This is a genomic window from Kordiimonas sp. SCSIO 12610, assembly GCF_024398015.1.
Classification (GTDB): Bacteria; Pseudomonadota; Alphaproteobacteria; order Sphingomonadales; family Kordiimonadaceae; genus CANLMI01.
In genome coordinates, this window is the sequence record NZ_CP073747.1 from 1339804 (window position 1) to 1365689 (window position 25886).

The 25886-nt window shown below is 47.5% G+C and carries 27 protein-coding genes; 18 read left to right on the forward strand and 9 right to left on the reverse strand.

Annotation, left to right across the window (positions count from 1 at the left end):
* The first annotated feature begins 32 nt into the window (after positions 1-32).
* The 4 genes from glmM to KFF44_RS06060 are packed head-to-tail and all read left to right on the forward strand — an operon-like array spanning position 33 to position 4224.
* Entirely contained in the window at positions 33-1373 is a 1341-nt protein-coding gene (gene glmM, locus KFF44_RS06045; protein ID WP_255938185.1) for a phosphoglucosamine mutase, read from the forward strand.
* An 18-nt stretch (positions 1374-1391) separates the two neighbouring features.
* On the forward strand, positions 1392-2183 hold the full coding sequence (thiD, locus tag KFF44_RS06050) for a bifunctional hydroxymethylpyrimidine kinase/phosphomethylpyrimidine kinase (RefSeq protein ID WP_255938186.1): 792 nt from the start codon (positions 1392-1394) through the stop codon (positions 2181-2183).
* A gap of 27 nt (positions 2184-2210) precedes the next feature.
* Positions 2211-2987 (forward strand): alpha/beta fold hydrolase, encoded by a 777-nt coding sequence (locus KFF44_RS06055; protein ID WP_255938187.1) that lies wholly within the window; start codon positions 2211-2213, stop codon positions 2985-2987.
* A gap of 28 nt (positions 2988-3015) precedes the next feature.
* On the forward strand, positions 3016-4224 hold the full coding sequence (locus KFF44_RS06060; protein WP_255938188.1) for a serine hydrolase: 1209 nt from the start codon (positions 3016-3018) through the stop codon (positions 4222-4224).
* Positions 4225-4244: 20 nt separating this feature from the next.
* Here the strand turns inward: KFF44_RS06060 and KFF44_RS06065 are convergent, their stop codons facing one another.
* The gene (locus KFF44_RS06065) at positions 4245-4784 is read right to left on the reverse strand and encodes a hypothetical protein (protein WP_255938189.1); all 540 of its coding nucleotides are present in this window, start codon (positions 4782-4784) and stop codon (positions 4245-4247) included.
* 270 nt (positions 4785-5054) lie between these two features.
* Here KFF44_RS06065 and KFF44_RS06070 point away from each other — a divergent pair, with 270 nt between their 5' ends.
* From KFF44_RS06070 to KFF44_RS06095, 6 genes are all read left to right on the forward strand, one after another.
* Complete coding sequence (locus KFF44_RS06070; RefSeq protein ID WP_255938190.1) at positions 5055-6206, forward strand: phosphoserine transaminase; 1152 nt, start codon at positions 5055-5057, stop codon at positions 6204-6206.
* A 94-nt stretch (positions 6207-6300) separates the two neighbouring features.
* Positions 6301-7890 carry a phosphoglycerate dehydrogenase gene (serA, locus tag KFF44_RS06075; protein WP_255938191.1) on the forward strand — a complete coding sequence of 530 codons (1590 nt, stop codon included), beginning with the start codon at positions 6301-6303 and terminating at the stop codon, positions 7888-7890.
* A gap of 51 nt (positions 7891-7941) precedes the next feature.
* A complete protein-coding gene (locus tag KFF44_RS06080) occupies positions 7942-9156 on the forward strand; it encodes an ATP phosphoribosyltransferase regulatory subunit (RefSeq protein WP_255938192.1) in 1215 nt (404 codons plus the stop codon).
* Between the two features lie 60 nt (positions 9157-9216).
* A complete protein-coding gene (locus tag KFF44_RS06085) occupies positions 9217-10509 on the forward strand; it encodes an adenylosuccinate synthase (protein WP_255938193.1) in 1293 nt (430 codons plus the stop codon).
* Positions 10510-10690: 181 nt separating this feature from the next.
* On the forward strand, positions 10691-12718 hold the full coding sequence (locus KFF44_RS06090) for a hypothetical protein (RefSeq protein ID WP_255938194.1): 2028 nt from the start codon (positions 10691-10693) through the stop codon (positions 12716-12718).
* A 26-nt stretch (positions 12719-12744) separates the two neighbouring features.
* Complete coding sequence (locus KFF44_RS06095) at positions 12745-13200, forward strand: hypothetical protein (protein ID WP_255938195.1); 456 nt, start codon at positions 12745-12747, stop codon at positions 13198-13200.
* An 18-nt stretch (positions 13201-13218) separates the two neighbouring features.
* Here the strand turns inward: KFF44_RS06095 and rpoH are convergent, their stop codons facing one another.
* Positions 13219-14094 carry an RNA polymerase sigma factor RpoH gene (rpoH, locus tag KFF44_RS06100; RefSeq protein WP_255938197.1) on the reverse strand — a complete coding sequence of 292 codons (876 nt, stop codon included), beginning with the start codon at positions 14092-14094 and terminating at the stop codon, positions 13219-13221.
* A gap of 79 nt (positions 14095-14173) precedes the next feature.
* On the reverse strand, positions 14174-15166 hold the full coding sequence (locus tag KFF44_RS06105) for an RluA family pseudouridine synthase (RefSeq protein WP_255938198.1): 993 nt from the start codon (positions 15164-15166) through the stop codon (positions 14174-14176).
* A gap of 10 nt (positions 15167-15176) precedes the next feature.
* Between KFF44_RS06105 and KFF44_RS06110 the strand changes: the two genes are divergently transcribed.
* Positions 15177-15629: a hypothetical protein gene (locus tag KFF44_RS06110; RefSeq protein WP_255938199.1), complete on the forward strand. Its 453-nt coding sequence runs from the start codon at positions 15177-15179 to the stop codon at positions 15627-15629.
* A 9-nt stretch (positions 15630-15638) separates the two neighbouring features.
* Positions 15639-16064: a Mov34/MPN/PAD-1 family protein gene (locus KFF44_RS06115; RefSeq protein WP_255938200.1), complete on the forward strand. Its 426-nt coding sequence runs from the start codon at positions 15639-15641 to the stop codon at positions 16062-16064.
* On the opposite strand, the gene KFF44_RS06120 is transcribed toward KFF44_RS06115, so the two are convergent.
* Positions 16061-16669 carry a DUF1134 domain-containing protein gene (locus tag KFF44_RS06120; RefSeq protein WP_255938202.1) on the reverse strand — a complete coding sequence of 203 codons (609 nt, stop codon included), beginning with the start codon at positions 16667-16669 and terminating at the stop codon, positions 16061-16063. The two genes, KFF44_RS06115 and KFF44_RS06120, sit on opposite strands and share 4 nt — an antisense overlap.
* 246 nt (positions 16670-16915) lie before the next feature.
* Here KFF44_RS06120 and KFF44_RS06125 point away from each other — a divergent pair, with 246 nt between their 5' ends.
* From KFF44_RS06125 to KFF44_RS06135, 3 genes are all read left to right on the forward strand, one after another.
* On the forward strand, positions 16916-18544 hold the full coding sequence (locus KFF44_RS06125; RefSeq protein ID WP_255938203.1) for a long-chain-fatty-acid--CoA ligase: 1629 nt from the start codon (positions 16916-16918) through the stop codon (positions 18542-18544).
* Between the two features lie 62 nt (positions 18545-18606).
* Positions 18607-19080 carry a DUF302 domain-containing protein gene (locus KFF44_RS06130; protein ID WP_255938204.1) on the forward strand — a complete coding sequence of 158 codons (474 nt, stop codon included), beginning with the start codon at positions 18607-18609 and terminating at the stop codon, positions 19078-19080.
* Positions 19081-19157: 77 nt separating this feature from the next.
* Positions 19158-20189, forward strand: coding sequence for an endonuclease/exonuclease/phosphatase family protein (locus tag KFF44_RS06135; RefSeq protein ID WP_255938205.1), 1032 nt, complete (start codon positions 19158-19160; stop codon positions 20187-20189).
* Here KFF44_RS06135 and KFF44_RS06140 read toward each other — a convergent pair.
* Positions 20186-20431, reverse strand: a complete 246-nt coding sequence (locus KFF44_RS06140) for a DUF2842 domain-containing protein (RefSeq protein ID WP_255938206.1) — start codon at positions 20429-20431, stop codon at positions 20186-20188. The two genes, KFF44_RS06135 and KFF44_RS06140, sit on opposite strands and share 4 nt — an antisense overlap.
* Positions 20432-20491: 60 nt before the next feature.
* Positions 20492-20953: an NUDIX hydrolase gene (locus KFF44_RS06145; RefSeq protein WP_255938207.1), complete on the reverse strand. Its 462-nt coding sequence runs from the start codon at positions 20951-20953 to the stop codon at positions 20492-20494.
* 78 nt (positions 20954-21031) lie between these two features.
* Between KFF44_RS06145 and KFF44_RS06150 the strand changes: the two genes are divergently transcribed.
* On the forward strand, positions 21032-21754 hold the full coding sequence (locus KFF44_RS06150; protein WP_255938208.1) for an SOS response-associated peptidase: 723 nt from the start codon (positions 21032-21034) through the stop codon (positions 21752-21754).
* 55 nt (positions 21755-21809) lie between these two features.
* Positions 21810-22625: an enoyl-CoA hydratase/isomerase family protein gene (locus KFF44_RS06155; protein ID WP_255938210.1), complete on the forward strand. Its 816-nt coding sequence runs from the start codon at positions 21810-21812 to the stop codon at positions 22623-22625.
* Here KFF44_RS06155 and KFF44_RS06160 read toward each other — a convergent pair.
* Positions 22609-23967, reverse strand: coding sequence for an amidase (locus KFF44_RS06160; RefSeq protein WP_255938211.1), 1359 nt, complete (start codon positions 23965-23967; stop codon positions 22609-22611). The genes KFF44_RS06155 and KFF44_RS06160 overlap by 17 nt on opposite strands.
* A gap of 138 nt (positions 23968-24105) precedes the next feature.
* Here KFF44_RS06160 and KFF44_RS06165 point away from each other — a divergent pair, with 138 nt between their 5' ends.
* The gene (locus tag KFF44_RS06165) at positions 24106-24921 is read left to right on the forward strand and encodes an SDR family oxidoreductase (protein ID WP_255938212.1); all 816 of its coding nucleotides are present in this window, start codon (positions 24106-24108) and stop codon (positions 24919-24921) included.
* Between the two features lie 9 nt (positions 24922-24930).
* Here the strand turns inward: KFF44_RS06165 and KFF44_RS06170 are convergent, their stop codons facing one another.
* Positions 24931-25338 carry a DCC1-like thiol-disulfide oxidoreductase family protein gene (locus KFF44_RS06170; protein WP_255938213.1) on the reverse strand — a complete coding sequence of 136 codons (408 nt, stop codon included), beginning with the start codon at positions 25336-25338 and terminating at the stop codon, positions 24931-24933.
* 34 nt (positions 25339-25372) lie between these two features.
* Positions 25373-25870 (reverse strand): nuclear transport factor 2 family protein, encoded by a 498-nt coding sequence (locus tag KFF44_RS06175; RefSeq protein WP_255938214.1) that lies wholly within the window; start codon positions 25868-25870, stop codon positions 25373-25375.
* Positions 25871-25886 lie beyond the last annotated feature (16 nt).

The following is a 25886-nucleotide window of genomic DNA, read 5'->3' on the forward strand; positions in this document are numbered from 1 at the left end:
TATCGTCTAATGCATTAAGGGGCAAAGAAGGCATGTCACGTAAATATTTTGGAACTGATGGTATCCGTGGCCGTGTAAACGAAGGCAATTTAACACCAGAAAAGGCTATGCAGATAGGCCTTGCGGCGGGGCGTGTTTTTACCCGCGGTAGCCATGTGCACCGCGTTGTGATCGGTAAGGATACGCGCCGTTCCGGTTATATGTTTGAGCCAGCGCTCGCAGCGGGTTTTGTTGCAGCCGGAATGGACGTGGTCCTTGTGGGGCCAATGCCAACCCCAGCGATTGCGATGCTTGTGAAATCGCTGCGTGCAGATTTAGGGGTGATGATATCCGCAAGCCATAACCCGCATTATGATAACGGCATTAAATTTTTTGGCCCTGATGGGTACAAGCTCTCTGACGAGCAGGAACTAAGGATCGAGCATTTTATCGATAGTGATAGTTCATCCATTTTACAGGAGCCTGAAAAACTTGGCAAAGCCATGCGCCTTGAGGATGAAAAGGGCCGCTATGTAGAGTTCGCGAAAGCAACGGTTCCGGCGGGCGTTACGTTTGACGGCCTGCGTGTCGTTGTGGACTGTGCAAACGGCGCTGCCTATAAGGTTGCTCCGACGGTGCTTTGGGAACTCGGCGCAGAAGTTATCCCAATGGGTGTCGAACCTAATGGTTTTAATATTAACCTCGATTGCGGGTCTACGCACCCAGAGGCTATGTGTCAGAAAGTGATCGAAACCCGTGCGGACCTTGGTGTCGCGTTGGATGGGGACGCTGATCGTTTGATCCTGTGTGATGAAAAGGGCCAGATTGTTGACGGTGATCAACTGATGGCACTTATTACCCGTAATTGGAAAAAACGCGGTATTTTGAAGGGTAACGGCCTTGTTGCAACAATTATGTCGAACCTCGGGTTAGAGCGCCTCCTGGAAAGCGAAGGCATGGTATTGGAACGCACGAAAGTTGGCGACCGATATGTTGTTGAGCGGATGCGCGAAAAAGGGATGAACGTTGGTGGTGAGCAATCAGGCCATATCGTCCTTAATGATTTTACAACAACAGGGGATGGTTTGATTTCTGCACTTCAGGTCATGACAGAAATTAAACAATCCGGCCTTAAGGCTTCTGATGTTTGTAATCAGTTTGAACCTGTGCCTCAATTACTCAAAAATGTGCGGTTTAAATCAGGTGATCCGCTGAGCGCCGATAGTGTTGTGAAGGCTATCGCGGCAGCAGAGAAGAAACTTGAGGGTGTTGGGCGTTTGGTTATCCGCAAATCTGGAACTGAACCTGTTATTCGGGTGATGGCAGAAGGTGATAATGCAGACCTTGTAACCGAAGTTGTTGACAGCGTTTGCCATGCGATCGAAGCACTATAGCCAAAAGGGTATGCCTTCATGACAGGTCGGGTTCTTATTATTGCAGGGTCTGATTCTGGTGGCGGTGCGGGTATTCAGGCTGATATTAAATCGGTGACCATGCTTGGTGGGTACGCATCCACTGCGATAACGGCCTTGACCGCGCAAAATACACTCGGTGTGCAGGCGGTATTGTCTGTGGATCCCGGTTTTATACGGGCGCAAATGTTATCGGTGCTCGATGATATTGGCGCTGATGTTATTAAAACAGGTATGTTGCATGATGCCGTGACAATCGAAACCGTCTTGAAGACGATCGATGAGATTGGCTGGGCTGGTACACTGGTGGTTGATCCAGTGATGGTTGCAACATCGGGTGACCCGTTATTACAAGAGAGCGCGCTTGAACAGCTAAAAATTCTGATTGGCCGTGCTGACGTTGTTACGCCTAATATTCCCGAGGCTCAGTTGCTTACTGGCGCTAACATTTCCGGCGAGGCAGATATGGAACAGGCCGCAGTTGCCCTTCAGCATATCGGCGCTAAAAATGTAATTTTAAAGGGGGGACATTTGGAAGGCGACGCTGTTGCTGATCTCCTTTTATCTGCTGATCAAAAACAATGGGTGAGGAATGCCAAGCTGCAAACACGCCATACTCACGGAACGGGCTGTACGCTTGCCAGTGCAGTTGCTGCTTTCATAGCAAACGGTGAAACAGTCGAAACGGCTTTTACGGGCGCATGTCAGTTTGTAAAAGAGGCGATAAAGCATGCACCCGAGTTGGGGGTAGGGCATGGACCTCTTGGGCATATGCATGTTAAATCATTGTGAAGTAACGGGCAGTCACGGAAAGCCAAAGTGGATTTGGGTGTAATGGACTTATTCTATAGAGTACGCGGAGAGGGTGAACCAATCATATTATTGCATGGTTTGTTTGGCTCGCTTGACAATTTGGGTGCATTAGTGCGCGGCCTAGAGGCTGAGTATAAAGTGATCGTTGTTGATATGCGTAATCATGGTCGAAGCCCGCATGTTGATGAAATGTCATATAATTTAATGGCTGAAGATGTTCTGCGTGTCTTGGACCGTGAAAATGTTGGAAGTGCTTATGTGTTTGGTCATTCCATGGGCGGAAAGGCCGCGATGCAGTTGGCACTTATGGCCCCGGAGCGCGTGAGTAAATTGATTGTAGGCGATATCGCGCCCGTTAAGTATGGGCCAAACCATGGGCGTATTCTCGAAGGAATGACAGCAGTGGCCGCCGAAGCGCCAGATAGCAGGAAGGCCGCACAGGAAATTTTAAGCGCGTACGAGCATGAACCCGCGGTTTTAAGTTTCCTTCTAACGAACTGGCGTAAGCAGGAAAATGGCGATTGGGGATGGCGGATAAACCTTGAGGCCATCAAATCCCAATACCCCAATATTGCAGCCGGCATGAAAGAGGGATCATTCACGGGGCCAACGCTTTTCATCCGCGGTGGAAACTCTGACTATATCACAGCAGATTACAGGGATCAGATATTGTCCTTATTTCCAAAAGCCGAGGTAAGAACGATTGAAGGCACCGGCCACTGGTTCCATGCTGAAAAGACTGATTTGACCCTCAGAATCATTAAACGATTTATTGAGGTGTAAAATTTTAATCTTATGGTATGAATAACCCATGTTAAGATTATTCCTCCTTGCTGTTGTTTCATTAGCCGTTTGTAATATATCGGCTTTTCCCGCCCTTTCTGCTGCTTCGACCAATGAGCCAGCTAATGAACCAGGTGACAAGTTTGATGCAAAAGTACGTTTGTTCGATACGCATTTCAAAGAACTTTTGACCAAGAATAAAATTCCGGGCGGGGCTTACGCGATCCTGCGCGGCGGTAAAATTTATAAAATTCAAACCTATGGGCAACGAAAAAAAGGCGAAACGGCAAAAGTCAATGCAGATACTGTTTTTCGTTGGGCATCGGTTTCGAAAACCTTTGCAGGTGCATTAACGGCTAAACTTGTCGAAGAGAAAAAGCTTGGTTGGAATGAGCCGGTTACCAAATTTGTGCCCGGGTTTCAGTTAAAGAAACGGGGACATACGTCTGGTGTGCAATTGCGCCACCTTCTTAGCCACAGCGCCGGGATCATTCCCAATGCTTATGACAACTATTTGGAAGACGGTTGGAGTGTTGATAAAATAATTCCTCGGTTCAAACGTGTTAACCCCATCTGTTCACCGGGTAATTGTTATGGGTATCAAAATATTGTTTTCAGTCTTATTGAACCTGCAATTGAGACACGCACAGGTCAGACATACAAAGACTTGATTGAGCAGGAGTTCATAACGCCTTTGAAGATGAAGACGGCGAGTATCGGCTATGACGGCTTTAAGGCGAGTAGTAATCGTGCGCTCCCACATGTGAAGACTCGACGGGGATGGCGATCGACGAGGGTTACCCCGAACTATTACGAGATTGCCCCTGCAGCGGGTGCAAATGGAAGTATCACTGACCTCGCGAAATGGGTCGAGGCACAAATGGTGCATGATGAAAATATATTGCCATTAAGTGTTGTGAACACCGTCACGAACAAGCGTGTTCGAACGAAGAAAGAGCTTTATAAGCGTGACTGGCGCGATTATTTGGCGGATGCCCATTATGGATATGGGTGGCGAATTTATGACTTTGGTGATGACACGCTTGTTTTCCACGGTGGCGGTGTGACGGGGTATCGCAGCAATGTGGCTTACGCGCCAGATCATGGTATTGGACACGTCATCTTATTGAATGCAGAAACGAGGCTAATCAATGATCTGAGTATTAAATTCTGGTCTGATATGCTTGGCGACCCGAAGAAAACGGTACGGCTCAAAAAAATTCAACAGGGCAGATAAATGTACCTGATACGATGGAATTAGTTGTCAATATCGTCGATTTTTCCGCCTTCGCGACCACGTTTTTTCTTCTTGTCTTCTGATCCGCGCGCGCCCAGTCTGCTTCGGTCTGCAAAGGCAGCCAATACGGCTTCTTGTTCATCCAAAATGCAATTGGCGTCGCGGTCGATACCTTGAAAGCTTCTGTTTGGTATTATCGTAAACTCTGATCGGTCGATACGACCAGAAACATCAGTGTCCGCTGTATCAAACTCGATGAAAACAAATGATTTATCTTCGAACGCCGCTAAACGATATTCGCCTTTACGTAACAGCCCATCGTTATTTTTGTCCAAACTGTCAAAAAGTGCGTTACGGCTTTGTAAAACGTCATCACACGTAGCAACGCCGTTTCTGTCTGTATCCCAGCTTTTGATCAGGTTTTTATGAATTTGGGCTCTTTGAGCGGGTTCCAACTTTGGTAGTTTGCTCTCAGGGCCTTTGCTGGCACAGGCTGATAATAACAGTGCTGTGGAGGCCAAAGCCAAAGTTGACATCTTTGCAATGGAAGGTTTGGACATTCTTTTTTCCACTCATCATTTCTTACGTGATACGTACCAGATCAAAACTTCATTCGCTAGTTTTTCTCATCAAACTGTTTCTGAAAAGTAGTTTTTGTATCGTATCAATTCACATATGTGTCAGAATATTATCCTTGACTCTCCTCCAAGTTTCTATAAATGTCGCCCTCGGTACTTCCCCCGACTGGGAAGCGGCTGTCTGTGAGGTCAGCATGAACAATTGGGACACGCCTCCCCAACGAGGTGCAACTATCTGTAAGGGTAGAGAAAATGGAAAGACCTGCTAAGGCGCCTTTACGTCCGGAATTTAGTTCTGGGCCATGCGCAAAACGTCCGGGATGGAACTCGGATGCTCTTGAAAACGCTCTTTTAGGACGTTCACATCGCTCAAAGCCTGGTAAAGCAAAGCTTCAGGAAGCGATAGATAAAACCCGTAAAATTTTGAAAGTTCCTGCTGATTATAAAATCGGCATTGTGCCCGCATCCGACACAGGTGCCGTTGAAATGGCGCTTTGGTCCATGCTTGGTGCCCGCGGCGTTGATATGGTCGCGTGGGAGAGTTTTGGCAAGGGCTGGATAACTGATGTTGTCAAGCAATTGCAGATAGAGGATGTCCGCATTCTGGAAGCTGGTTACGGCCATTTACCTACTCTTGCTCATATTGATACAGACCGCGATGTAGTCTTTACATGGAACGGAACAACGTCAGGCGTTAAGGTTCCAAATGCTGATTGGATTAAGGAAGACCGCGAAGGTTTGACAATCTGTGACGCAACATCCGCTGCCTTTGCGATGGACTTACCGTTTGAGAAACTGGATGTCGTGACCTACAGCTGGCAAAAAGTTCTAGGCGGTGAGGCCGCACACGGCGTGCTGATATTATCACCGCGTGCTGTCGAGCGCCTCGAAAGCTATACACCACCATGGCCTCTACCGAAGATTTTCCGTCTGACGAAAGGTGGTAAACTGATCGAAGGCATATTCACTGGTGCCACAATCAATACGCCGTCAATGCTATGTGTTGAAGATTATCTTGATGCCCTAAACTGGGCTGATAGTGAAGGCGGCCTTGATAGCTTGATCGCTCGTTCTGAGGCTAACCTTAAGGTTCTTGAAGACTGGGTTGAAAAAACCGACTGGATTGATTTTCTGGCTGTTGAACAATCCACCCGCTCTAATACATCAGTGTGCCTGAAATTTACGGACCCATGGCTTGATACACTTGATGAAGACGCACAGGCCGCTGTTCCGAAGAAAGTTGCAAGCCTTCTGGATGCCGAAGGTGTCGCATATGATATCGGGGCTTACCGTGATGCACCTCCGGGGCTTCGTATATGGGCAGGTGCAACCGTTGATGCAAGCGATCTTGAATTGCTGACACATTGGTTCGATTGGGCATATGCAAGCGTGAAATCCGCTTAGGGTTATTATCCCAAATATACCGAGTGAACATTATATCAAATACAGGGAGCATTCAGTGCTCCCACCTATTCCATTTTAATGAAAGGACGAGATCATGCCAAAGGTATTGATTTCAGATAAGATGAGCCCGCTTGCGGAGCAAACGTTTAAAGACCGCGGTGTTGAGGTAGACTTTAAACCAGGTCTAACGAAAGAAGAATTGATCGAAATTATCGGTGATTATGATGGTCTTGCCATTCGTTCGAGCACCAAGGTTACGCCAAATGTATTGAAAGCTGCCAAGAATTTGAAGGTTATCGGCCGCGCAGGGATTGGTGTTGATAATATCGATGTTGCCGCAGCAACCAATTCCGGTGTTGTAGTGATGAATACCCCGTTTGGTAACTCAATCACGACGGCCGAACACGCCATTGCAATGGTTATGGCGCTCGCTCGTCAAATCCCGCAGGCAAATGCTTCTACCCACGAAGGGAAGTGGGAAAAGTCTAAATTCATGGGTGTGGAAATAACCGGCAAAACCCTAGGGCTTATTGGTTGCGGTAATATTGGCTCTATTGTTGCCGAGCGCGCACTTGGCCTGAAAATGAAAGTCCTTGCTTACGATCCATTTTTGTCTACTGAACGCGCGAGCGATATGGGCATAACCAAAGTGGAATTGGATGAACTGTTTGCGAAAGTTGACTTTATTTCACTGCACACGCCGCTTACGGATCAGACCCGCAACATTGTGGATGCTGATGCTCTGGCAAGAATGAAGGATGGGGTTCGTATTGTTAACTGCGCGCGCGGTGGTTTGATTGACGAAGCCGCGCTTAAGGATGCGCTTGATAGCGGCAAGGTCGCTGGCGCCGCCCTCGATGTATTTGCTGAGGAACCAGCCAAAGAAAATCCGCTCTTTGGTCATGCCAATCTTATTTGTACACCGCACCTTGGTGCATCAACCTCGGAAGCACAGGTGAATGTTGCCCTGCAGGTTGCTGAACAAATGGCGGAGTATTTATTAACTGGCGGTGTTACAAATTCCCTCAATATGCCGTCTATTACGGCGGAAGAAGCACCGAAGTTAACGCCCTATATGAAACTGGCTGAACAGATTGGTGGTTTCGCAGGTCAATTGACCGAAAATGGTCTGAAGCGTGTCGTTGTAGAATACGAGGGGCATGTTGCAGAATTGAATACCAAGCCTCTGACTGCTGTTGTGCTTGAAGGTCTGATGTCGCCCTTGATGAGCAGCGTGAATATGGTCAATGCGCCTGTGATCGCGAAAGAGCGCAACATTCAGGTGACAGAGGTAAAGCATGACCGGGAAGGTGACTATCATACGCTGATTCGCTTAACTGTTGAGACAGAGCGCGGTGAACGCACGATATCAGGCACGCTGTTCGCAAATAAGTTACCACGAATCGTGGAAATTCACGGTGTTCGTATGGAGGCAGAATTATCTGAGCATATGCTCTATGTGGTAAATGACGACAAGCCCGGTTTCATTGGGGCTTTGGGCTCTCTTGTAGGCTATAACGGTGTTAACGTTGCTACATTTGCGCTTGGTCGCCGTGTTGAAGGTGAAGAAGCTGTTGCCTTAATTGCTGTTGATCAACCAATAAAAGATATTGTGCTTGACCAAGTGGCCGCTCTCGCTCATGTACGTCAGGCAAAAAGGTTGACTTTCTCCAAGACTGATTAGGTCTGCGTTAGTCGGCCAACGACGACAAACAGCATAAGGAGTGGACCAATCATGACTGGTCCTGTGGATAATACCGCAAAAAATATGGCTGGGCGTGTAAGCGCCCGCCAACAGGTTAGTAAAAATTACGCAAAGCAGGCTTTGTTGCCTGAAGGCTTTCGCGATCAGATCGGCGAACATGCCGAGCAGGAAGCACATCTGGTTCGCCAGCTTGTTGATACTTTCCTAAGTCATGGATACGACCGTGTTTCACCGCCACTTGTTGAATATGAAGATAGCTTGTTGGCTGGACCGGGCGCGCTGAAGGGGGCGCAGATGTTCCGCCTGATGGATGCAGATACGCAGCGTATGATGGCGCTTAGGGCTGATATGACGGTCCAGATATCACGGCTGGCTGCAACCCGCCTGTCGACAAGCCCAAGGCCGCTTCGACTTGCTTATGCTGGTAGTGTGTTACGTACAAAAGGCAGCCAAATCAGGCCGACACGCCAGTTCTATCAAGCTGGTTTTGAACTGATAGGAAGTGATAGTGTCGCCGCAGAGGTTGAAGTTATTGCGCTTGCTTGCGAGGCGCTGGCCTCCGTTGGGCTAAACAAGCTAAGTGTTGATATAACGCTTGCCCCGATGATTGCAGATATCCTTGCCTATCTCGATGTTGATGAAGCATTGCAGGATAGCGTGATTGAAGCGTTGGACGTGAAAGATATAAGTGCCTTTCAAAGCCTACCTGACGAACAGCGTAGTGTTTTTGAGGTTCTTCTCGGTGCTGCTGGTCCCGCAGAAACATCAATTGAAATTTTGAAAGGCCTGAACCTGTCGGGACGCGCGGGTAGTTTGATCAAACGCGTTGAGGAAATGCTGGCTGTTCTCTCAAGAAGAGTTCCGGATGTATCCGTTACACTTGATCCGTGCGAGAGTAAGGGGTTTGAGTATAAAACAGGCATTGGTTTCGCAATTTTTGCGGAAGGCGGAACGAGCGAAATTGGCCGCGGCGGTCACTATGATGTAAGTTACCCCGATGGTTCTACGGAACCAGCAACAGGCTTTTCTGTGTATCTTGATAGCTTACTTGCCATGCTTCCAGCGTCAAATCAGGTCAAAAAAATCTATTTGCCTGCCGGGACACAGCAAAATGTTGCAGTGGATTTACGTAGAAACAACTGGCGGACCATTCAGGGCTTGACAGAAGGCGAAGATAGTATCAAAGAAGCGCGTCGATTAAACTGTAGTCATGCATTGATTGCAGGCGAAATTGAGGCTATTTAAACAGGCTGTTGTGTGTATCCACAATTGATACACTGAAATCCTATACAAAGGGGATATCTCATGGGCAACGTAGTTGTCATCGGTTCACAATGGGGCGATGAAGGTAAAGGTAAAATCGTTGATTGGCTTTCAGAGCGTGCTGACGTTGTTGTACGTTTTCAGGGCGGTCATAATGCGGGTCATACACTCGTTATCGATGGAACGGTTTACAAGCTCTCTCTTTTGCCGTCTGGAATTGTGCGCGGCGGTAAAACCAGTGTTATTGGAAACGGTGTAGTCATTGACCCTTGGGCATTATTGTCTGAAATGGATACCTTGCGCGGGCAGGATGTTGAAATTACTCCTGAAACGCTACAGATTGCAGCCAATGCAACGCTGATTATGCCGTATCACCGTGAACTTGATGCGTTGCGTGAAGACGCTTCTAAAGGTGTAAAAATCGGAACAACACGCCGGGGTATTGGCCCTGCTTACGAAGATAAGGTCGGCCGCCGTGCGGTTCGTGTGTGTGATTTACATTCCCGTGAACTTGTTGAAGCCCGCCTTGAGGTTGCGCTTACGCATCATAATGCGCTGCGCCGCGGCCTCGGTGAAGCAGAAATAAACGGTAAGGAAATTGCCGATGATTTGATGCAGCTGGCAGATAAAATTCTTCCATATGTTACGAATGTATGGAGCACGCTTGAAAAGGCGGAAGAAAGTGACCAGCGTATCCTGTTTGAAGGTGCGCAGGGTGCACTTCTTGATGTTGACCATGGAACATACCCTTTTGTGACTTCTTCAAACACCATTGCAGGCCAGGCCGCTGGTGGTAGCGGTATGGGCCCCGCTAGCCTTGATTATGTTCTTGGCATTACAAAGGCCTATACAACACGTGTTGGGTCTGGGCCTTTCCCGACTGAGCAGGAAAATGAAATTGGCCAGTATCTTGGTGAAAAAGGCCATGAATTTGGAACCGTGACTGGACGTTCTCGTCGTTGTGGTTGGTTTGATGCTGTGCTTGTTCGCCAAACATTAGCGATCAGCGGAGTGACGGGCATTGCGCTTACGAAACTTGACGTGCTTGACGGCCTTGAAGAATTGAAAGTTTGTGTTGGTTATAAACACAAAGGCGAAGTGATTGATTATCTTCCCTACGGAATGGAAGATCAAGCGAACGTTGAGCCAGTTTATGAAACACTGGAAGGCTGGAGCGAGAGCACATTTGGTGCTCGGTCGTGGGCGGACCTGCCAGCGACAGCTGTTAAATATATCAGACGTATTGAAGAACTGATTGGCGTGCCTGTTGCGATGTTGTCAACAAGCCCTGAGCGGGATGACACAATTCTGGTGCGTGACCCATTTAAAGACTAAATACAAAGACTTAGCGAAGTTTACAATCGGAAGCAGTTCTTTTTCAGGGCTGCTTCTTTTTTTATGCGTATTGTTTGCGTTACTACAATTTTTCCCGTTAAATAATAATTTGTTAATAAATTTCTAAGCTTTGGGGGCTAATTTACTATTCTGTGCTGTTTGTAGAAGAAAGGGCGCCGTCTTGAGTTCTGATCTGGCTCCAGCACCAAAGACCAAAAGCAAGTTCGCAGAACGCTACTCTGTGGCAATAAAAGAACCGTTGCCTGAATTTAATACACCGGGCGGTGAAGCCTATGCTGTTTCAGATAGTGCTAACCCGGACGCAGCAATTTATGCTTTGGTTCATTATCCCTCAGTCCCTGTCCGTGAAGATTTATATAAAGCCTTAAAAGAGAAACCGATTGCTAATCTGGTTTGCCCAAAAGATCGTGGCCTAATGACATTAGGATTAAAGGGCGGCGATCAGCAGCGATTGGTTACGATTTTTGAACGTCCGCTCGGTGGCCCGTTGATGACAGAGCAGGGGGCTGTGAATGAAGGAGTAAACCCACTTCATCTCCGGCAAAATATTATCCTTTGTACCCTTAAGGCAATCGCCGGGCTTCATAAAATAGATCACACCCATCGCTCTATCAGGCCGACTGCGATGTATTTTCTGAAAGCCGATCGTTCAGATATAACGATTGGGGAATGTTGTAGTTATCCTATCGGTTACAAGCATCATTATGCATTGGATGCTCTTGAAAATTGCTTCACTGATGAAAGAAGTAAACCCAAAGGGGATAAATCAAGTGATTTTTTCCAGTTTGGTGCGGCTCTTTTGTGTTTGAATGTAAGGGCAGCAGCGTGGCAGGGCCGTGATGGTGAAAGTTTTATAACCGCGCGGATCAACCAAGGTTCCTATTGGGCGCTTGGTGGTGGTCAGGAAATCCCGGGGGCGACCGGTAATTTGGTTAAGGGTTTGATGGCCGATGACCTAAGCGAACGGTGGGATGCGCAGGATGTGCTGGATTGGTTCGAAGGCGCTGTTAAACCAAAGCGTACGAGCATGAAAGCCTGGTCAATGAACCGGCCAACACGTTTCAATGGCAAGTCCTATATTGATCGGAGGTTACTCGCGGATGCATTTGCAAACGAACCAGAGGCCGCGCTGAAGTTCTTGCGTGATATGAATTTTGCCACATGGATTCAAATGTCGTTTCGTGACGAAGTTTTAAGTGAACGGGCAGAAAAACAGTTAGGGATCAACCCTTCCGAAGGAATGGCTAGTTCACGTAATCACGACCATGAAACAATTGCCAGAATATGCATGTTTTTATACCCGCAAGGTCCAATTCGTTATAAAGGATTGGCGGTAAGTGTTGATAACCTTGGTGGGATATTGGCCGACGCTTTTGCAAAAGATGATCGTCAAATGCTCACGGTCTTGTCTGAAATTCTTGCACCGCGATTTCTGAATAGTTTGATGGAAACACTGGGTGGAAAAGCGCCAGAGTTCAATCAACATGTTGCTATGTTGCGTAAGGTTGGTGACATAGCCAAGAGCACACAATTGGCGCAAGGTATGGAGCGTGTTCTTTATGAATTAAATCCTTCGATGCCTTGTTTGAGTAACCGGTTTGAGAAAAACTGGATTGTGTCCGTAGATCAGGCCGTTAAGGCCTTAGACCGGTTGGCGAGTTCCGGGAACGTAGCCAACGTATTAACGGACCGTCATATCGCAGCCTTTATGTCAAAGCATGGAAGCGGTTTAGAGCAAGAATTCAATAAGTTGTCGTCCGCCCAAGGTAACTCAGCACGGTTTAATACTTTAAGCTTAGATTTTTTCGGCGCGCTTCAAAAACGCTTTAGGATTGGCCCTTTGCCATCCTTGACCGATAAGTTGGTTAGCGGGTTGATGCCTGCAATCAAGGGTATGAAGAATCAGAAAAACAAGGAACGGCTCAAAAGCCTTTTGGAAAAACTCAAAAAGGGCGGTGATTTATCCAAGATCAGTTCGGACATTAACATCAGTAAAATGTTGGCAGATGACGCACGAGCATTTGCCAATGCCCGCGGTCTTTTGGCGAAGTTGGAAAAAGATCGGTTCAGGCTTTCGGGGCGCATATCAGCCAAAGACCCTGAGGCTTTAGAGAAAGGGGTAAAGGGCGCTAGAACGCTGGCATTCATTATATTTACCCTAACAATCGTGCTGGTTACCATGCAGTAATAAATTTCGGGAAACATTGAAGTTAAATGGCGAAACAAAATACATCATCAAACTTTAAACTTGTCACAATGATCCTGTTGGGGGCTGGTGGTTTAGCTGTGTTAAGCTGGCAAACAGCCGCTTTTGTTGCAATCGGACTTCTGCCGTCTTTGGTGCTGGTATATACAGGCACAGGTCCGTGGAAGATGGAGAAATTGCAGTGTGTGTTTCTCTTGAATGCAGCCACGATTATCCCATTTGCGTATGATATTTGGCAGAACCCCAGTAGCTTTAGTTATCAAATTTCCAATCCAGTTTCTATTGCAGGCATGTATTCTGGCGCAGCCATTGGATATGCATTTATTTTTATGGGGCCTGTGTTCGCCGCCGCAATTCTGCAAATTCTGGCTAAAGACAAATTAAGGCGTATCAATCAAGGCAGGAAAGCCTTGATTGATGAATGGGGTGATGAATTGACATCACCCGATAAAGCTAAAAAGTAATAAGGTTAAGCGGCTTGCTTAAACAGAACTGGCTTGCAGTCGAATAGCTTTCTGGACTTTTTCAAAGGCGCGCACTTCAATTTGACGAACACGTTCACGGCTAACACCGTATTCTTTGGATAATTCTTCCAGTGTCGTTGCAGGTTCTTTGAGGCGGCGTTCACGCAGGATATGCTGCTCCCGCTCATTAAGGCCAGACATGGCATCTTCGAGCATTGCCATGCGCTGATCCATTTCTTCCTTATCAGCGGTTGCCGTTTCTTGATCCGGGCTTTCATCCACAAGCCAGTCCTGCCATTCACCTTCCATATCGGCCTTCAAAGGCGCGTTTAAGGAGTGATCATGGGCTGACAGCCTGCGGTTCATGTTTTCAACCTCGGTTTCGGATACACCGAGTTTGTCTGCGATCACCTTCAGGTTTTCAGGCTTCAGGTCACCTTCTTCGACTGCCTGAATTTGGCCTTTCATCCGGCGTAGGTTGAAGAAGAGTTTTTTCTGTGCAGCAGTTGTACCGATTTTCACAAGGGACCAGCTTCTCAGGATATACTCCTGAATAGCAGCTCGGATCCACCACATAGCGTAAGTCGCCAGACGGAAACCTTTGTCGGGGTCAAAGCGCTTGACCGCTTGCATCATTCCAACATTGCCCTCGGAAATCAGATCAGCAACAGGCAGGCCATAGCCTCTGTATCCCATCGCCAGTTTTGCAACAAGACGCAGGTGGCTTGTAACCATTTTGTGGGCTGCTTTACGGTCGCCGTGATCTACCCATGCCTTGGCCAGCATGTATTCTTCGGTTGCTTCCAGCATGGGAAACTTGCGAACTTCCTGAAGATATTGGCTTAAACTGCCTTCGGGTGAAAGCGTTGGTAAATTACTAGGTGCTGTCGTCATAAAGTCCCTTATTCTGTCGAAGCTCTCTTCCTTTAGCCGCAACAGCCTTTATATCATTATCGGCCTACGCCAAAGCAGCTTACACCTTATATGGTGTCAGTGTTTCAACTAGCCCTTTCATATCATATGGTAATTCGCTCTCGAATTTAAAGGGTTTTCCTGAAATTGGATGTATGAAGCCGAGTGTGCGGGCATGCAGGGCTTGCCTGTCAAACGATTGAATGGCAGCGCGTACAGGTCCTGCAATCGCGCCAGACAGCTTTGCAGTACGGCCATAAACAGGGTCACCAATCAGGGTATGACCGATGTGGTTCATATGAACGCGAACCTGATGGGTACGGCCTGTTTCCAACTTGCATTCAATGAGGGACGCAATCGCTTTACCGCCCGCCTGATAATTAGCAATTGTTCGGTAATGTGTTGCTGCCCATTTCCCGTGCCCATCATAGACAGCCATTTTCTTACGGTCGCTGGAATGACGTGCGATATGGCCTTCGATACGATTATTTGCGGGATTAGGATGCCCTTTGCATATAGCGGTATACAGTCGCTCGATTGAGTGGTCGGCAAACTGTTCAGCGAGCCCTGTGTGCGCCTTATCATGTTTTGCCATGATAATGATACCGCTGGTATCTTTATCAATCCTGTGAACAATTCCGGGGCGTTTGACACCCCCAATCCCGCTAAGGCTATCGCCGCAGTGATGAAGCAGCGCGTTCACAAGCGTACCTGTTGGGCTCCCGGGTGCAGGGTGTACGACCATACCAGCCGGTTTGTTCACAAGAATGATATGCTCGTCCTCAAAAACTACATCCAAGGGGATATCTTCTGCGACCGGGTCGGGTTCAACGGCATCAGGAATTATGATTTCAATTTGATCACCGGGTTTGACCGTTCGCGATGGTGTCGGTATGGTGCGCGCACCAGATGATGAAACCAAGGCAACAGCCTGATCGTTAATCAGGTTTTTTAACCTAGACCTGGACATGTCAGGAATATGCTGCGTCAATAATTTATCAAGACGCACACCTGCCGTGTCTTCGGTAACGATGATGGTATATGTATCGGTCATGGAGAACCTTATGAGCGTAAATCAGGGAAATGTCACCCCCAACAATGATCCAAACGGTCAAAATCCTGCTGACGGTGCAGAAGATAAGCCGCCAGTGTGGTTGATCATTACAGTCGTTGTTTTAGGACTTGCGATCATTGGTATGCTTGTGGTGATCGTGATGAAGGTTCTGATTGGCGACAAGGGTGATGAGAATATAACAACTGATACTGTGAGTATTTCTGAGAAAAAAGTAAAAGAACCATCGAAAGAGTTTTTAAGTTTAATTGAAAATTCTTGGCCTGAGTATCTTGAAAAAATTGAAGTTGATCGACCTGTTGGAGGTAAGCTCGTTGCGTCAACTGTTGATTATCATAGTGTTATACTGACTTTCCAACTTAAAGACGGTAGCGATGTTATCATGATTGTGAACCGTAATGATGGCAGTGTTGATACGATATCTATCCCGCTCAATCCTTCATAATGCTAACGAATGATAAGGCTTTTAAAAAATCACCTCACAGAGCTAGAAAATAGTGCACTGACTGCCTTTCCTGAGGAAGCATGTGCTTTGCTCCTAGGAACTTGGGTTGGTGAAAATGCCCAAATCACTCAGGTTTGCCTCAGTGATAATATGAGCGAAGATGATAAAACAACATCCTTTGAAATTGATCCTTCGCTTTATATTCGGTTGCAGAAGCAAGCGCGGGCGGGCGGCGCTGAGGTGATCGGCGTTTGGCATTCTCACCCTAATGGGATGCCCGCTCCATCTAAAACGGACCATATGCGTTCAATTGAGAAAAACTGGGTGTGGCTTATTACATCGGTCAACGGAGGTAAAGCCCAAACAAAAGGGTACCTGAGTGGATCAGATACCCCAAATATTTTTCAAGAAATAAGTATTTCAGTCGTTGATTAGAATGGCAGATAGCTGGTTTTCTTGGTGAATTTCAAGTAACCGACGGATGCCTGTGCACGAAGGCCAACACCAACACGGACAATCGCGATTACAACATCCTTCTTGCCGTATACGCTAACCCCGAGGCCACCTACGAAATAAAATGATCCTTCAAGCGCGCCGACACGCGTATAGATTTCTTCGGTGTCATAGAGGTTATAAACAAGGGCGAAAGTTTTTACAGCGTCTGCGCCAGCGTCAAAGCCAATGGATGGACCTGTCCAGTGGATAGGGCGTTGTCCCTCGATCTTATGATACAGGTCACCGCCGCCATAACGAAGGCCAACTATCAAACCGCCGCCAGCTTCATTGCCGGTAATGTAGGCATTCGGGCGTCCATAGCTTTTGAAAACGCCTTCAAGCGCCTTTGCAACCACTTCTGCGCCTTTGCCCAAGTAGCCAGCACCAGCGTCAACAATCGATTCCTCAGAATATGTATTTTCCGGTGTACTGATTCTGGGCTGTGAAGACGATGGTTTGCTTGTTGAGCTTGAACTGGAGCACGCAGCCAAAAATGCGATTAAGATAAGAGCAAGAGGTTTTTTAAATCCTGAAAATAGTGCCACAACGGCTCTCCCTACGCTGAAATAGGATTAAATTTATAAATATAATTCTGAATATGAATCAATATGTAGGGATTATCCAGAAAAAACAGCAAGAATATGACCAAGATATTGTTGCAAAGACAATTCCCTTGTCTTTAAGGTCTTGTTTTATGGGGCTAAGCCAAAAAAGCGAATTATGCGATTGATATTCACGGGCGCGAATTTATAGTAATTAATGGAAGTGCTTAATTGAATAGGGAGATCTCAATGCTGGGCTTGATGCAGGATTGGCCATTATTGGTTTCAAAGTTTATTGATCATGCAGCGGTTAACCATCCGAACCGGGAAATTGTTGGCCTTTTACCTGAAGGCGGTAAGTTCAAATATACTTATGCTGATATGGCGAAGCGCTCAAAAATGTGCGCTCAGGCGTTAGAGCGAGCTGGCATTAAACTGGGTGACCGGGTTGGAACTTTGGCGTGGAATTCACACCGCCATGCAGAAATTTGGTTCGGTGCATCAGGAATGGGCGCTGTTACACATACAATCAACCCACGTCTTTTCCCTGAGCAACTTATATATATTATGAACCATGCAGAGGATAAGCTTTTATTCCTCGATATTACCTTTGTGCCTTTGGTTGAAAAACTCGTTGAGCATCTGACAAGTATTGAAACATTTGTCATCATGGTTGGCCGCGACCATATGCCGGACACGACCCTAAAGGGTGCGCTTTCATACGAAGAATTTATCGGCGCAGAAGACGGCAATTATGATTGGCCGCAGTTTGATGAAAATACCGCCTGTAGCCTTTGCTACACATCGGGTACAACAGGTAACCCGAAGGGCGTACTGTATTCGCATCGCTCTAACTTCTTGCACACACTTGTGGCCCTTGCCGGTGACACGCTTGGTATTGGTGGTCAGTCGGTTATTTTGCCCGTGGTACCCATGTTCCATGCAAACGCGTGGGGTATCCCGTATGCGGCAGCAGGCTGCGGCGCCAAGGTTGCGTTCAACGGCCCGCATCATGACCCAGAAACCCTGCATCAATTGATGATGGACGAAGGGGTGACCGTGACAGCAGCGGTGCCGACTGTATGGCTTGGAATGCTTAAATATTTGCAGGCAACTGGCAAAGATGTTGGCAAGCTAACGACTGTAACCATTGGTGGCTCTGCGGCGCCGCGCAGCATGATCCAGACCTTCCAGGACGAATACGGTGTTCGTGTGAACCATGCATGGGGTATGACCGAAACCAGCCCGCTTGGGTCGCTTGGTAGTGAAAATGCAGCGGTTCAAAACCTTAGCAAGGAAGAAAAACTGGATATCCAGTGTAAGCAAGGCCGTTCGGTTCTGGGCGTTGAGATGTCTGTTAAGGATGATGACGGTAATGACCTGCCGCGTGACGGTGAAAGCTCTGGTGGGCTTTATGTTCGTGGGCCATGGGTTATCAAAGAGTATTTCAAAGGCGAAGCTGGTCAAATACTGGATGATAATAACTGGTTTGATACGGGTGATGTGGCCTGCATCGATGAATATGGGTACATGCAGATCACTGACCGCGCGAAGGATGTGATCAAATCCGGCGGTGAATGGATTAGTTCGATTGACCTTGAGAATGCGGCTGTTGCCCATCCTGATGTGGCCGAAGCAGCTGTTATTGGTGTTTTCCATCCAAAATGGGATGAACGTCCACTACTTGTTCTAGTGATGGAGGAAGGCAAAACAACCACGCTTGAAGCCATGAATGAGCATCTTGTGAAGCATGTTGCGAAATGGTGGTTACCTGATGACGTTCAGTTTGTGAACGAATTGCCCCATACGGCAACCGGTAAAATATCCAAAAAGGATCTACGGGATCAATTTAAGGACTATTCATTACCAACGGCCTAAGGCGTTAATATCCTAGATCACTGGTAACACCTTGGTAACATAGAGTTTAATGGGAATTTGTTATGAACACTGTCATTCACACTGCAGTAAAAATAGGGTTGGCTATTCTACTGGTAATATCAGTATCAACCCAGATAAAAGCAGGTGGTGATACAATGGATGTCAAAAGCAAATTCTCATTCTCTGAAACAGTTACAAAGCTTGAAGAGGCAATAACCTCGCGCGGGCTTAAGGTTATTGCCAAGGTTGATCACGCGAAGGGTGCTGCGGCCGCTGAGCTTGAGCTTCGCCCAACGCTTCTGGTTTTATTCGGCCATCCAAAAGCGGGAACGCCCTTGATGCAGATTAATCAGCGTGTTGGTCTTGATCTTCCACTACGGGTTGTCGTTTGGGAAGACAGTGAAGGTTCTGTAATGCTGACATACCGGGAACCAGCGTTCGTCAGCGATGCGTGGGAACTTGATCCGGTTCCACCACAAATCGGCGGCATGACCAAGGCAATCGCGGCGATTACCGCTGAAGCGGCTGGTGAGTGATTAAGCCTCGTCCGCTTGGGTGTTAAGACCATTACAACCCACCATAATTATTAGTATTAGCAGCAGGAATGAAATGAATGAATTTTCTTAAAGCTGCTGTAAGTTATAGTATCAAAGCGCTGATTATTTTGTCAGCGCTTTTCGTATGTATCGCTATTGGTGAAATTTATGTTGGGCGCGATCGTTCTGACGCGCGGGAAATCACGGTACCGGCGACCAATGTGAAGTCCTTAAAAATTCTAACCTACAATGTTGGCCTCTTGGAGGTGAAACTCTTGGGCTTTGAGCTGTTCAAACCTTCGGATTATCTGGAGGAACGCCTTCAATATTTGCCTGATGCTCTTAAGAGTACGGATGCGGATATTATTGCCCTTCAGGAACTTTACAGCGACCGACAAGCAGAATTTGTTTTGGATGCGCTTTCGGATATTTACCCCTATCATTACCACGCCGATAATACTCTGTGGCGGGTTCAAAATGGCCTGATGCTTTTATCGAAATATCCAATCCGAAATACCGCCCTTATTAAAATGGATGACGGCCCGCGCGATGAACGCTATTTCGCAAGTAAGTCCATTATGGCGGCAGAGGTTGTTTTGGGGCCTGACCTAACGGTTGATATTGCCAATATTCACCCAACAGGGGGCGGTACTGAATTAGCGCAGGACCACCCGAGCAATATCACGGCGCGGGGTAACCAAATTCAACAGACGTATGACCTGTTAAACGAAGGCGAAGGTCTGTTTCAAAGTGACTATAAGATTATCATGGGTGATTTTAATGCGGGCCCTGAAATCGCCGAAGAAAATTATAAATTACTGGCGAACTATGGATATGTTGATGCCTACGCCAGATTTGCGAATACGCATGATGAGCCGCTTAAGATAACATGGGACGCCAATAATATTTTAAACCGCCAAGGCGCACATGCGGGTGCAATTTCGCAGCGGATTGACCATATTTTCCTGTCGCCCGATATGGCGTCCAATATGTCTGTTACAAATGCAGAGGTATTATACGAGAGCTGTATCGTGCCTGTTCAGGGCGGCGATTTAGTACCTGTTTCCGATCATTATGGTGTGATGGTTGAATTGGTTTTAAATACCTAAGATTCGCCGTCTTTTTTGTGACCCTTACCCATCCATTCAAGGATTTTTTTGGCAGGGAAAATCCATAATATGCCAGCGATCAGATAAAAGATCATTTCGATCGCCAAGGGCCACGGTTCGATAATATCGCCAATCGCGGCAGCGCCGAACGCGTATAGCGTTAAACCAAAAATCAGGACAAACATACCAATCAGGCTGCGGGCTGATGGTCTTGGCTGGGAATTTGGTTCAGGCTGTGACATACGCGGTCAGGTCCTTGGTTTTATATTAGTCCAGTGGAATAGGGAAAGACTTATAGTCTTTTATGGTATCAAAGGGGGGAGTGTCAGCCCCTTTTTTTCTGCACCTAGCAAAATCATGCGTTTGGTCTCTGACCATAAGGGAAGGTTGAGAGCGTCCTCTAGCGTGAAAAAGCGAGCGTCCTTCGCGTCGCTTGCGGCGACTGGCTGATCGCTTGTACTTTCCGCCATATAGTCAATTAAGGTATAGTGAAATGCTATCTGACCATTGCTGTGTTCAATATAGTCGATTACGTCCAATAATGGACCGGGTTTGACCTTCAGGCTAGTTTCTTCAAACACTTCGCGGACCATTGTATCAATCACGCGTTCACCGATTTCCTGACGGCCACCAGGCAGGCTCCATTCATCTTCTTTCGGTGGTTTCCCGCGTTTGATCAATAAAACTTTGTCTCCAAAGAAAACGACAGCGCCAACCCCGACAACAGGGTACTTTGGAACAGTATGTTTATGGTCATTTGGCACTGAATTTTCCTGATTTCTTGTTTTCAACTGATCGGTATGGCGTATAGTGCGTTGTGATTTAAAGTGAGGCAATAGTTCATGTGCGGACGGTTCATGTTAACATCTGATCAGGCTGAGATTGCAGCCCTTTTTGGGGTGCAAACCCCGCATATGATCCCTGAACGTTACAATATTGCCCCGACCCAGCCTGTGCTGGTTATCCGTGAAGCGGACACGCAAGTATTCGGCACCCGAGGCGCGCGCGAACTCGCTGCACTTGAATGGAATTTTGTTCCCGAATGGGCGAAGGAAAAAAATACCAAACCCCTTATTAACGCCCGCGTTGAAACCATTGAGGCAAAGCCCTCGTTTCGATCAAGCATAAAGCGACGTCGCTGCCTGGTTCCGTTTAACGGTTGGTATGAATGGAAATCAGTGAACGGTAAAAAGCAGCCTTATTTTATTCAGAAGGTTGGCGCAAATGGTTTGAACGAACTTGCGGCCTTTGCTGGTGTGTGGTCCACATGGCACGGGCCGGACGGCGAATTTTGGCTGGAGACCTTTGCAATTATAACCGCAGAAGCAACAGGCCCTTTGAGGGCAACCCATCACCGGAAGCCCCTGGTGGTAAAGCCCGCGGATTATGACCGCTGGCTCATGCCGCATGACCCGCTGCCCCCAACATTTTTGAAATCATTCGACTGGGAAGCTGAAGGCGCGTTTCATAGCAAACCTGTTAGTACGCGGGTGAACAGTATCAGGTTTGATGACCCTGCATGCCTCAATCCGCCCGAAGAAGAAAAGCAACCCAGCTTGTTTTGAAAAAGCAATATTGGGGCACATAGCAATTAAAAATATGAAATAGGAAATGGCACATATGTCAGATAACGATCAATCCTTGTGGGATACTAGCGCACCAATCCATATTGCGAAAACAGGCGCGATTGGATGGATATATATTAACCGGCCTGAAAAATATAACGCGCTTAAAATCAGTATGTGGCAACAAATCCCTGCCTGTGTCGCAGCGCTTGATAATGACCATGATGTACGCGCGATCATCATAACAGGTTTGGGCGGTAAGGCGTTTTCGACCGGGGCTGATATCGGTGATATTGGTGCGGGCGTTGGTAACCCAGATATTCAGGAAGTTAACCGCCTCGCCATCCGGAACGGGCAGCGCGCGCTCGCGCGTGCGCGAAAACCCGTGATTGCTATGATTGATGGCCTGTGTATCGGTGGTGGATGCGGCCTCGCAATCCACTGTGATGTGCGGTTTGCGAGCGAACGATCCCGCTTCGCTATAACGCCAGCAAAACTTGGGATCGTTTATCCCTTAAATGACACGAAAGAACTCGTTGACCTCGTGGGGCCCGCCCGCGCGAAGATGCTTCTGTTTTCTGCCGATCAGATCGATGCCCAAAAAGCCCAGGAAATTGGGTTGATTGACGAATTGATCCCAGAAGAAGGCCTAAGGGCCAGTGTTCTTGCCTTTGCAGGGCGTATCTCTGAGCTATCGGCGTTTTCCATCCAACATATGAAAGCAAATATTCAGGCAATTCTGGATGGTCAGATTGATGATGACGAGCGAACATCCAATCTGTTCAATGACGCACATGACGCTGATGACGGGCTGGAGGGCTTCCGCGCATACTCGGAAAAACGAAAACCCGACTTTAAATGGAACGGGTAGGGTTTAGCCCTTCTAACATTCTCGCAATGGTTATGATTTTGCGCTCGGACAGGATGTTTCCCATTATCTGAAGGCCGAAGGGCATGGCGTTCTCTGATGAAAGGCCAAAGGGAATGCTGATGGCGGGCATGCCTGCGAAATTGGCGGGGGCCGTATAATCATACATGCCTTTTGGCGCTTGTTCGCTTGCACCGAATGTACTTACGGGTGTTGTAGGGGTGATAATGGCGTCGAGTGGCATCATGGCTTCGTCCACACTGTCGCCCATGCGCGCGATTGCCGTCATAGCCTTTAACTTGATGTTGTCGCCCGCTTTCATGCCCCATTCGATCATGCCCTTGAAGCGTTCGCTGAAAGCATCCGGCGTTTCATGGTACATGGCGCCGTGAAACTCTGCCATTTCAATTTCGCAGATTTCAAATGCTGCCTTGCGGGCAATATCAATATCATAATTTCTGAAATTCATAGGTTGAATAAGGGCTCCAAGATCCTTAAGTTTCTGCACTGCCGTTTCGAAGTTGTGAAACACTTCGTCCGACAGGGCAGGGCAATTTGGAATGAAATCATAAGGAACACCGATTTTCATGCCCTTTATATCATTTGGTAGCTTGTCAGCGCTGGCCGGGATGCCAAGAAGGGCAGATAACATCATAAATGTGTCGTCAACACTGCGCGTCATTGGCCCCACATGGTCGAATGTCCACGAAAGGGGAATGGTGCCAAGGGTGCGCACAAGGTTGCGGCTTGGCTTTAGTCCCACAATACCGCACAAGCTTGCAGGAATACGAATACTGCCTAAGCTATCGGAACCAAGGGCCGCTGGCATCATGTTCGCAGCAAGCGCTGCGGCTGTACCCGAAGAACTTCCCCCGGGGCTGAACTGACTATTCAGCGGGTTTATCGTGTCACCAAAATAGTCATTTCGCCCTGTAATGCCAAGCGCGCCTTCGTCCATATTGGTTTGCGCAAACGGGATCAAACCTGCTGCCTTTAGTTTGGAAATGGCGTGGCTGTCATTTGGGGCAACGCTTGATTTTCGCCCCCTTATCCCTGCATGGTCCGCATACCCTTCGACTAAGATATTCGCTTTGAAACCAAAGGGAATGCCATCAAGCGGGCCAAGGGCTTGGCCGCCCGCACGGCGGGTATCGCTATCTTGTGCAGCCTTTAGTGCTGCCTCAGTTTGCACGCTCGTAATAGCATTAAGGGAAGTGTTTTGCTGCTCTACAGACTCAAGGCAGGCTTCGGTGATTTGAACCGATGTAATCTGACTCTCTGTTAACGCCTTTGATAGTGATATTAACGATTGCTCTGCTAATGGCTTGTTTGAAACATCACTCATGCATCACCTGTTTTAATTTCGTTTTGCCTTCACCAAAGATACTCAGATCAAAAAAATGGCATAGGGCTGATTGCCTGTTGAAGCATTCTTATGATGCAGTTAGCCTGTATTCGGGTTTAAGGAAAGGGATAATTCATCATGGTACAGTCGTTTAAGGATAAAACAGTTTGGATCACCGGGGCATCGTCCGGTATCGGTGAAGCACTGGCGTACGAGTTTGCAAACGAAGGTGCCAAGCTGATTTTATCAGCCCGTCGTATGGATGAATTGGAACGCGTAAAGGAAGGCTGTGTGAAGGCAGGCAGTCGTGATGCTGATATCCTAACGCTTGCCCTCGATGTTACTGACGAAACTGCGATGGCTGAGAAGGTTAAGGCCGCGCATGCACACACAGGCCGCATTCATATGCTTATCAACAACGCAGGGATTTCACAGCGTTCTTTGTGCGTTGATACAGATATGGAAACATACCGGAAGCTTTTTGATGTGGATGTGTTTGGTCAGATCGCCCTTACTAAGATGGTGCTTCCGATTATGCTCGATCAGAAAGAAGGGCATATTGCGATCACATCATCGGTGGCAGGAAAAATCGGTGTGCCGTACCGAACAGGTTACTGCGCAGCCAAGCACGCGGTTATGGGGTTTTATGATGCGCTTCGGGCAGAAATGGCGAACTCTGGCATACGTGTTACCACTATAACACCGGGCTTTATCCGCACGAATATTTCCAAATATGCCCTGAAGGGTGACGGAAGCGAGTTTGGTAAAACCGATCAGAATATCGCGGGCGGAATGGATGTGACAGCCTGCGTTAAGGTGATTATGGATGGCTTCCATAAAGGAAAACCGGAAATTGCAGTTGGTGAGGGCCGTGAAATGAGTGCACTTTGGGTAAAACGTCTATTCCCGAAACGCTTGTTTAAAATGGTTGAGAATGTTCCGAAGCCGGAATGATAGCTTTTTTTATGACGGATCTTCCAAATTCCTGATTTTGCCGCTGCCGTTTAACCGGATTAAAAGGTTACGGCAGCCCCGCATAAGTGGATAGAGAAGCCTCGCCAGGGTATCTGACCAGAATAGGGATTGGGTAAACCAGTTAAACAGACCTTTTTTGTCACCAAAACGGGCCATAAATTTTAGCGCACTTTTACCGTGATAAAATTGGCCGTCAACATAGATAACCATCCCTTCATCAAGGTCAAACTTACGTTTGTTGATTTCTGCCAAAAGGGCTGTTCCTTCGGCTTCCCTCGCATTCAAAAGATTTAAAGCGCCGTATTCTTCTTTGATTTTCAGTGCGTGTGCGGCCATACGGCAAATCGGACAGTCACCGTCATAAACAAACCAGATACCGTTCTGATACTCTTCCATGATGTCGGAACTCAGTTTCTCCAGTAATACGGTGTCAGTCTTTGTGCTCGGTTTTGACTTTCGCCTCGAACGCTCGAATGTCCTTGATCACTTCAACGAAAATATCATTGGGAATAGGGAAGGTCAGATGGTATTGGGCCACCTTCCAGCCATTTTGGGTACGCACTAAAACGCCGGTCCCACGGCTTTTCCCGTATTTTTCGTTATCTAGGATTTCGTCGAACCATGCGCTATTGCCATCCGGGGTAAAATCAACATGGCGCTCAATAGCCCAGTAATGCCAACCGCTTGGGCGTTCCTTGGCGTAGGCCATGAATGTCGGCATGTCCCAGCGCTCTGTAATGTCTGTGCCCATGAATACGGCATCTTTGGTATAAAGGTCGAAATATTCATTCCAATCCCCTGTTGACGCATGGCGGTGAACACCGTCCAATGTTGCGTCAATTGCTTTCCGGTCTGCTTCGCTATCCGCGATTACGGTCAAACTAAAGCCAAGCAAAATTAATGAAGCCATCAATAGTGATCGGAACATGATATTCCCCCTTTTC

Excerpts from the sequence above, each read along its gene's own strand:
- KFF44_RS06065 (WP_255938189.1), bottom strand. The coding sequence starts at position 4,784 with ATGTCCAAACCTTCCATTGCAAAGATGTCAACTTTGGCTTTGGCCTCC.
- serA (WP_255938191.1), top strand. The coding sequence starts at position 6,301 with ATGCCAAAGGTATTGATTTCAGATAAGATGAGCCCGCTTGCGGAGCAA.
- KFF44_RS06135 (WP_255938205.1), top strand. The coding sequence starts at position 19,158 with ATGAATTTTCTTAAAGCTGCTGTAAGTTATAGTATCAAAGCGCTGATT.
- KFF44_RS06115 (WP_255938200.1), top strand. The coding sequence starts at position 15,639 with ATGATAAGGCTTTTAAAAAATCACCTCACAGAGCTAGAAAATAGTGCA.
- KFF44_RS06080 (WP_255938192.1), top strand. The coding sequence starts at position 7,942 with ATGACTGGTCCTGTGGATAATACCGCAAAAAATATGGCTGGGCGTGTA.
- KFF44_RS06085 (WP_255938193.1), top strand. The coding sequence starts at position 9,217 with ATGGGCAACGTAGTTGTCATCGGTTCACAATGGGGCGATGAAGGTAAA.
- KFF44_RS06160 (WP_255938211.1), bottom strand. The coding sequence starts at position 23,967 with ATGAGTGATGTTTCAAACAAGCCATTAGCAGAGCAATCGTTAATATCA.
- rpoH (WP_255938197.1), bottom strand. The coding sequence starts at position 14,094 with ATGACGACAGCACCTAGTAATTTACCAACGCTTTCACCCGAAGGCAGT.
- glmM (WP_255938185.1), top strand. The coding sequence starts at position 33 with ATGTCACGTAAATATTTTGGAACTGATGGTATCCGTGGCCGTGTAAAC.
- KFF44_RS06060 (WP_255938188.1), top strand. The coding sequence starts at position 3,016 with ATGTTAAGATTATTCCTCCTTGCTGTTGTTTCATTAGCCGTTTGTAAT.
- KFF44_RS06125 (WP_255938203.1), top strand. The coding sequence starts at position 16,916 with ATGCTGGGCTTGATGCAGGATTGGCCATTATTGGTTTCAAAGTTTATT.
- KFF44_RS06170 (WP_255938213.1), bottom strand. The coding sequence starts at position 25,338 with ATGGAAGAGTATCAGAACGGTATCTGGTTTGTTTATGACGGTGACTGT.
- KFF44_RS06140 (WP_255938206.1), bottom strand. The coding sequence starts at position 20,431 with ATGTCACAGCCTGAACCAAATTCCCAGCCAAGACCATCAGCCCGCAGC.
- KFF44_RS06095 (WP_255938195.1), top strand. The coding sequence starts at position 12,745 with ATGGCGAAACAAAATACATCATCAAACTTTAAACTTGTCACAATGATC.
- KFF44_RS06150 (WP_255938208.1), top strand. The coding sequence starts at position 21,032 with ATGTGCGGACGGTTCATGTTAACATCTGATCAGGCTGAGATTGCAGCC.
- KFF44_RS06155 (WP_255938210.1), top strand. The coding sequence starts at position 21,810 with ATGTCAGATAACGATCAATCCTTGTGGGATACTAGCGCACCAATCCAT.
- KFF44_RS06175 (WP_255938214.1), bottom strand. The coding sequence starts at position 25,870 with ATGTTCCGATCACTATTGATGGCTTCATTAATTTTGCTTGGCTTTAGT.
- KFF44_RS06070 (WP_255938190.1), top strand. The coding sequence starts at position 5,055 with ATGGAAAGACCTGCTAAGGCGCCTTTACGTCCGGAATTTAGTTCTGGG.
- thiD (WP_255938186.1), top strand. The coding sequence starts at position 1,392 with ATGACAGGTCGGGTTCTTATTATTGCAGGGTCTGATTCTGGTGGCGGT.
- KFF44_RS06130 (WP_255938204.1), top strand. The coding sequence starts at position 18,607 with ATGAACACTGTCATTCACACTGCAGTAAAAATAGGGTTGGCTATTCTA.
- KFF44_RS06105 (WP_255938198.1), bottom strand. The coding sequence starts at position 15,166 with ATGACCGATACATATACCATCATCGTTACCGAAGACACGGCAGGTGTG.
- KFF44_RS06165 (WP_255938212.1), top strand. The coding sequence starts at position 24,106 with ATGGTACAGTCGTTTAAGGATAAAACAGTTTGGATCACCGGGGCATCG.
- KFF44_RS06110 (WP_255938199.1), top strand. The coding sequence starts at position 15,177 with ATGAGCGTAAATCAGGGAAATGTCACCCCCAACAATGATCCAAACGGT.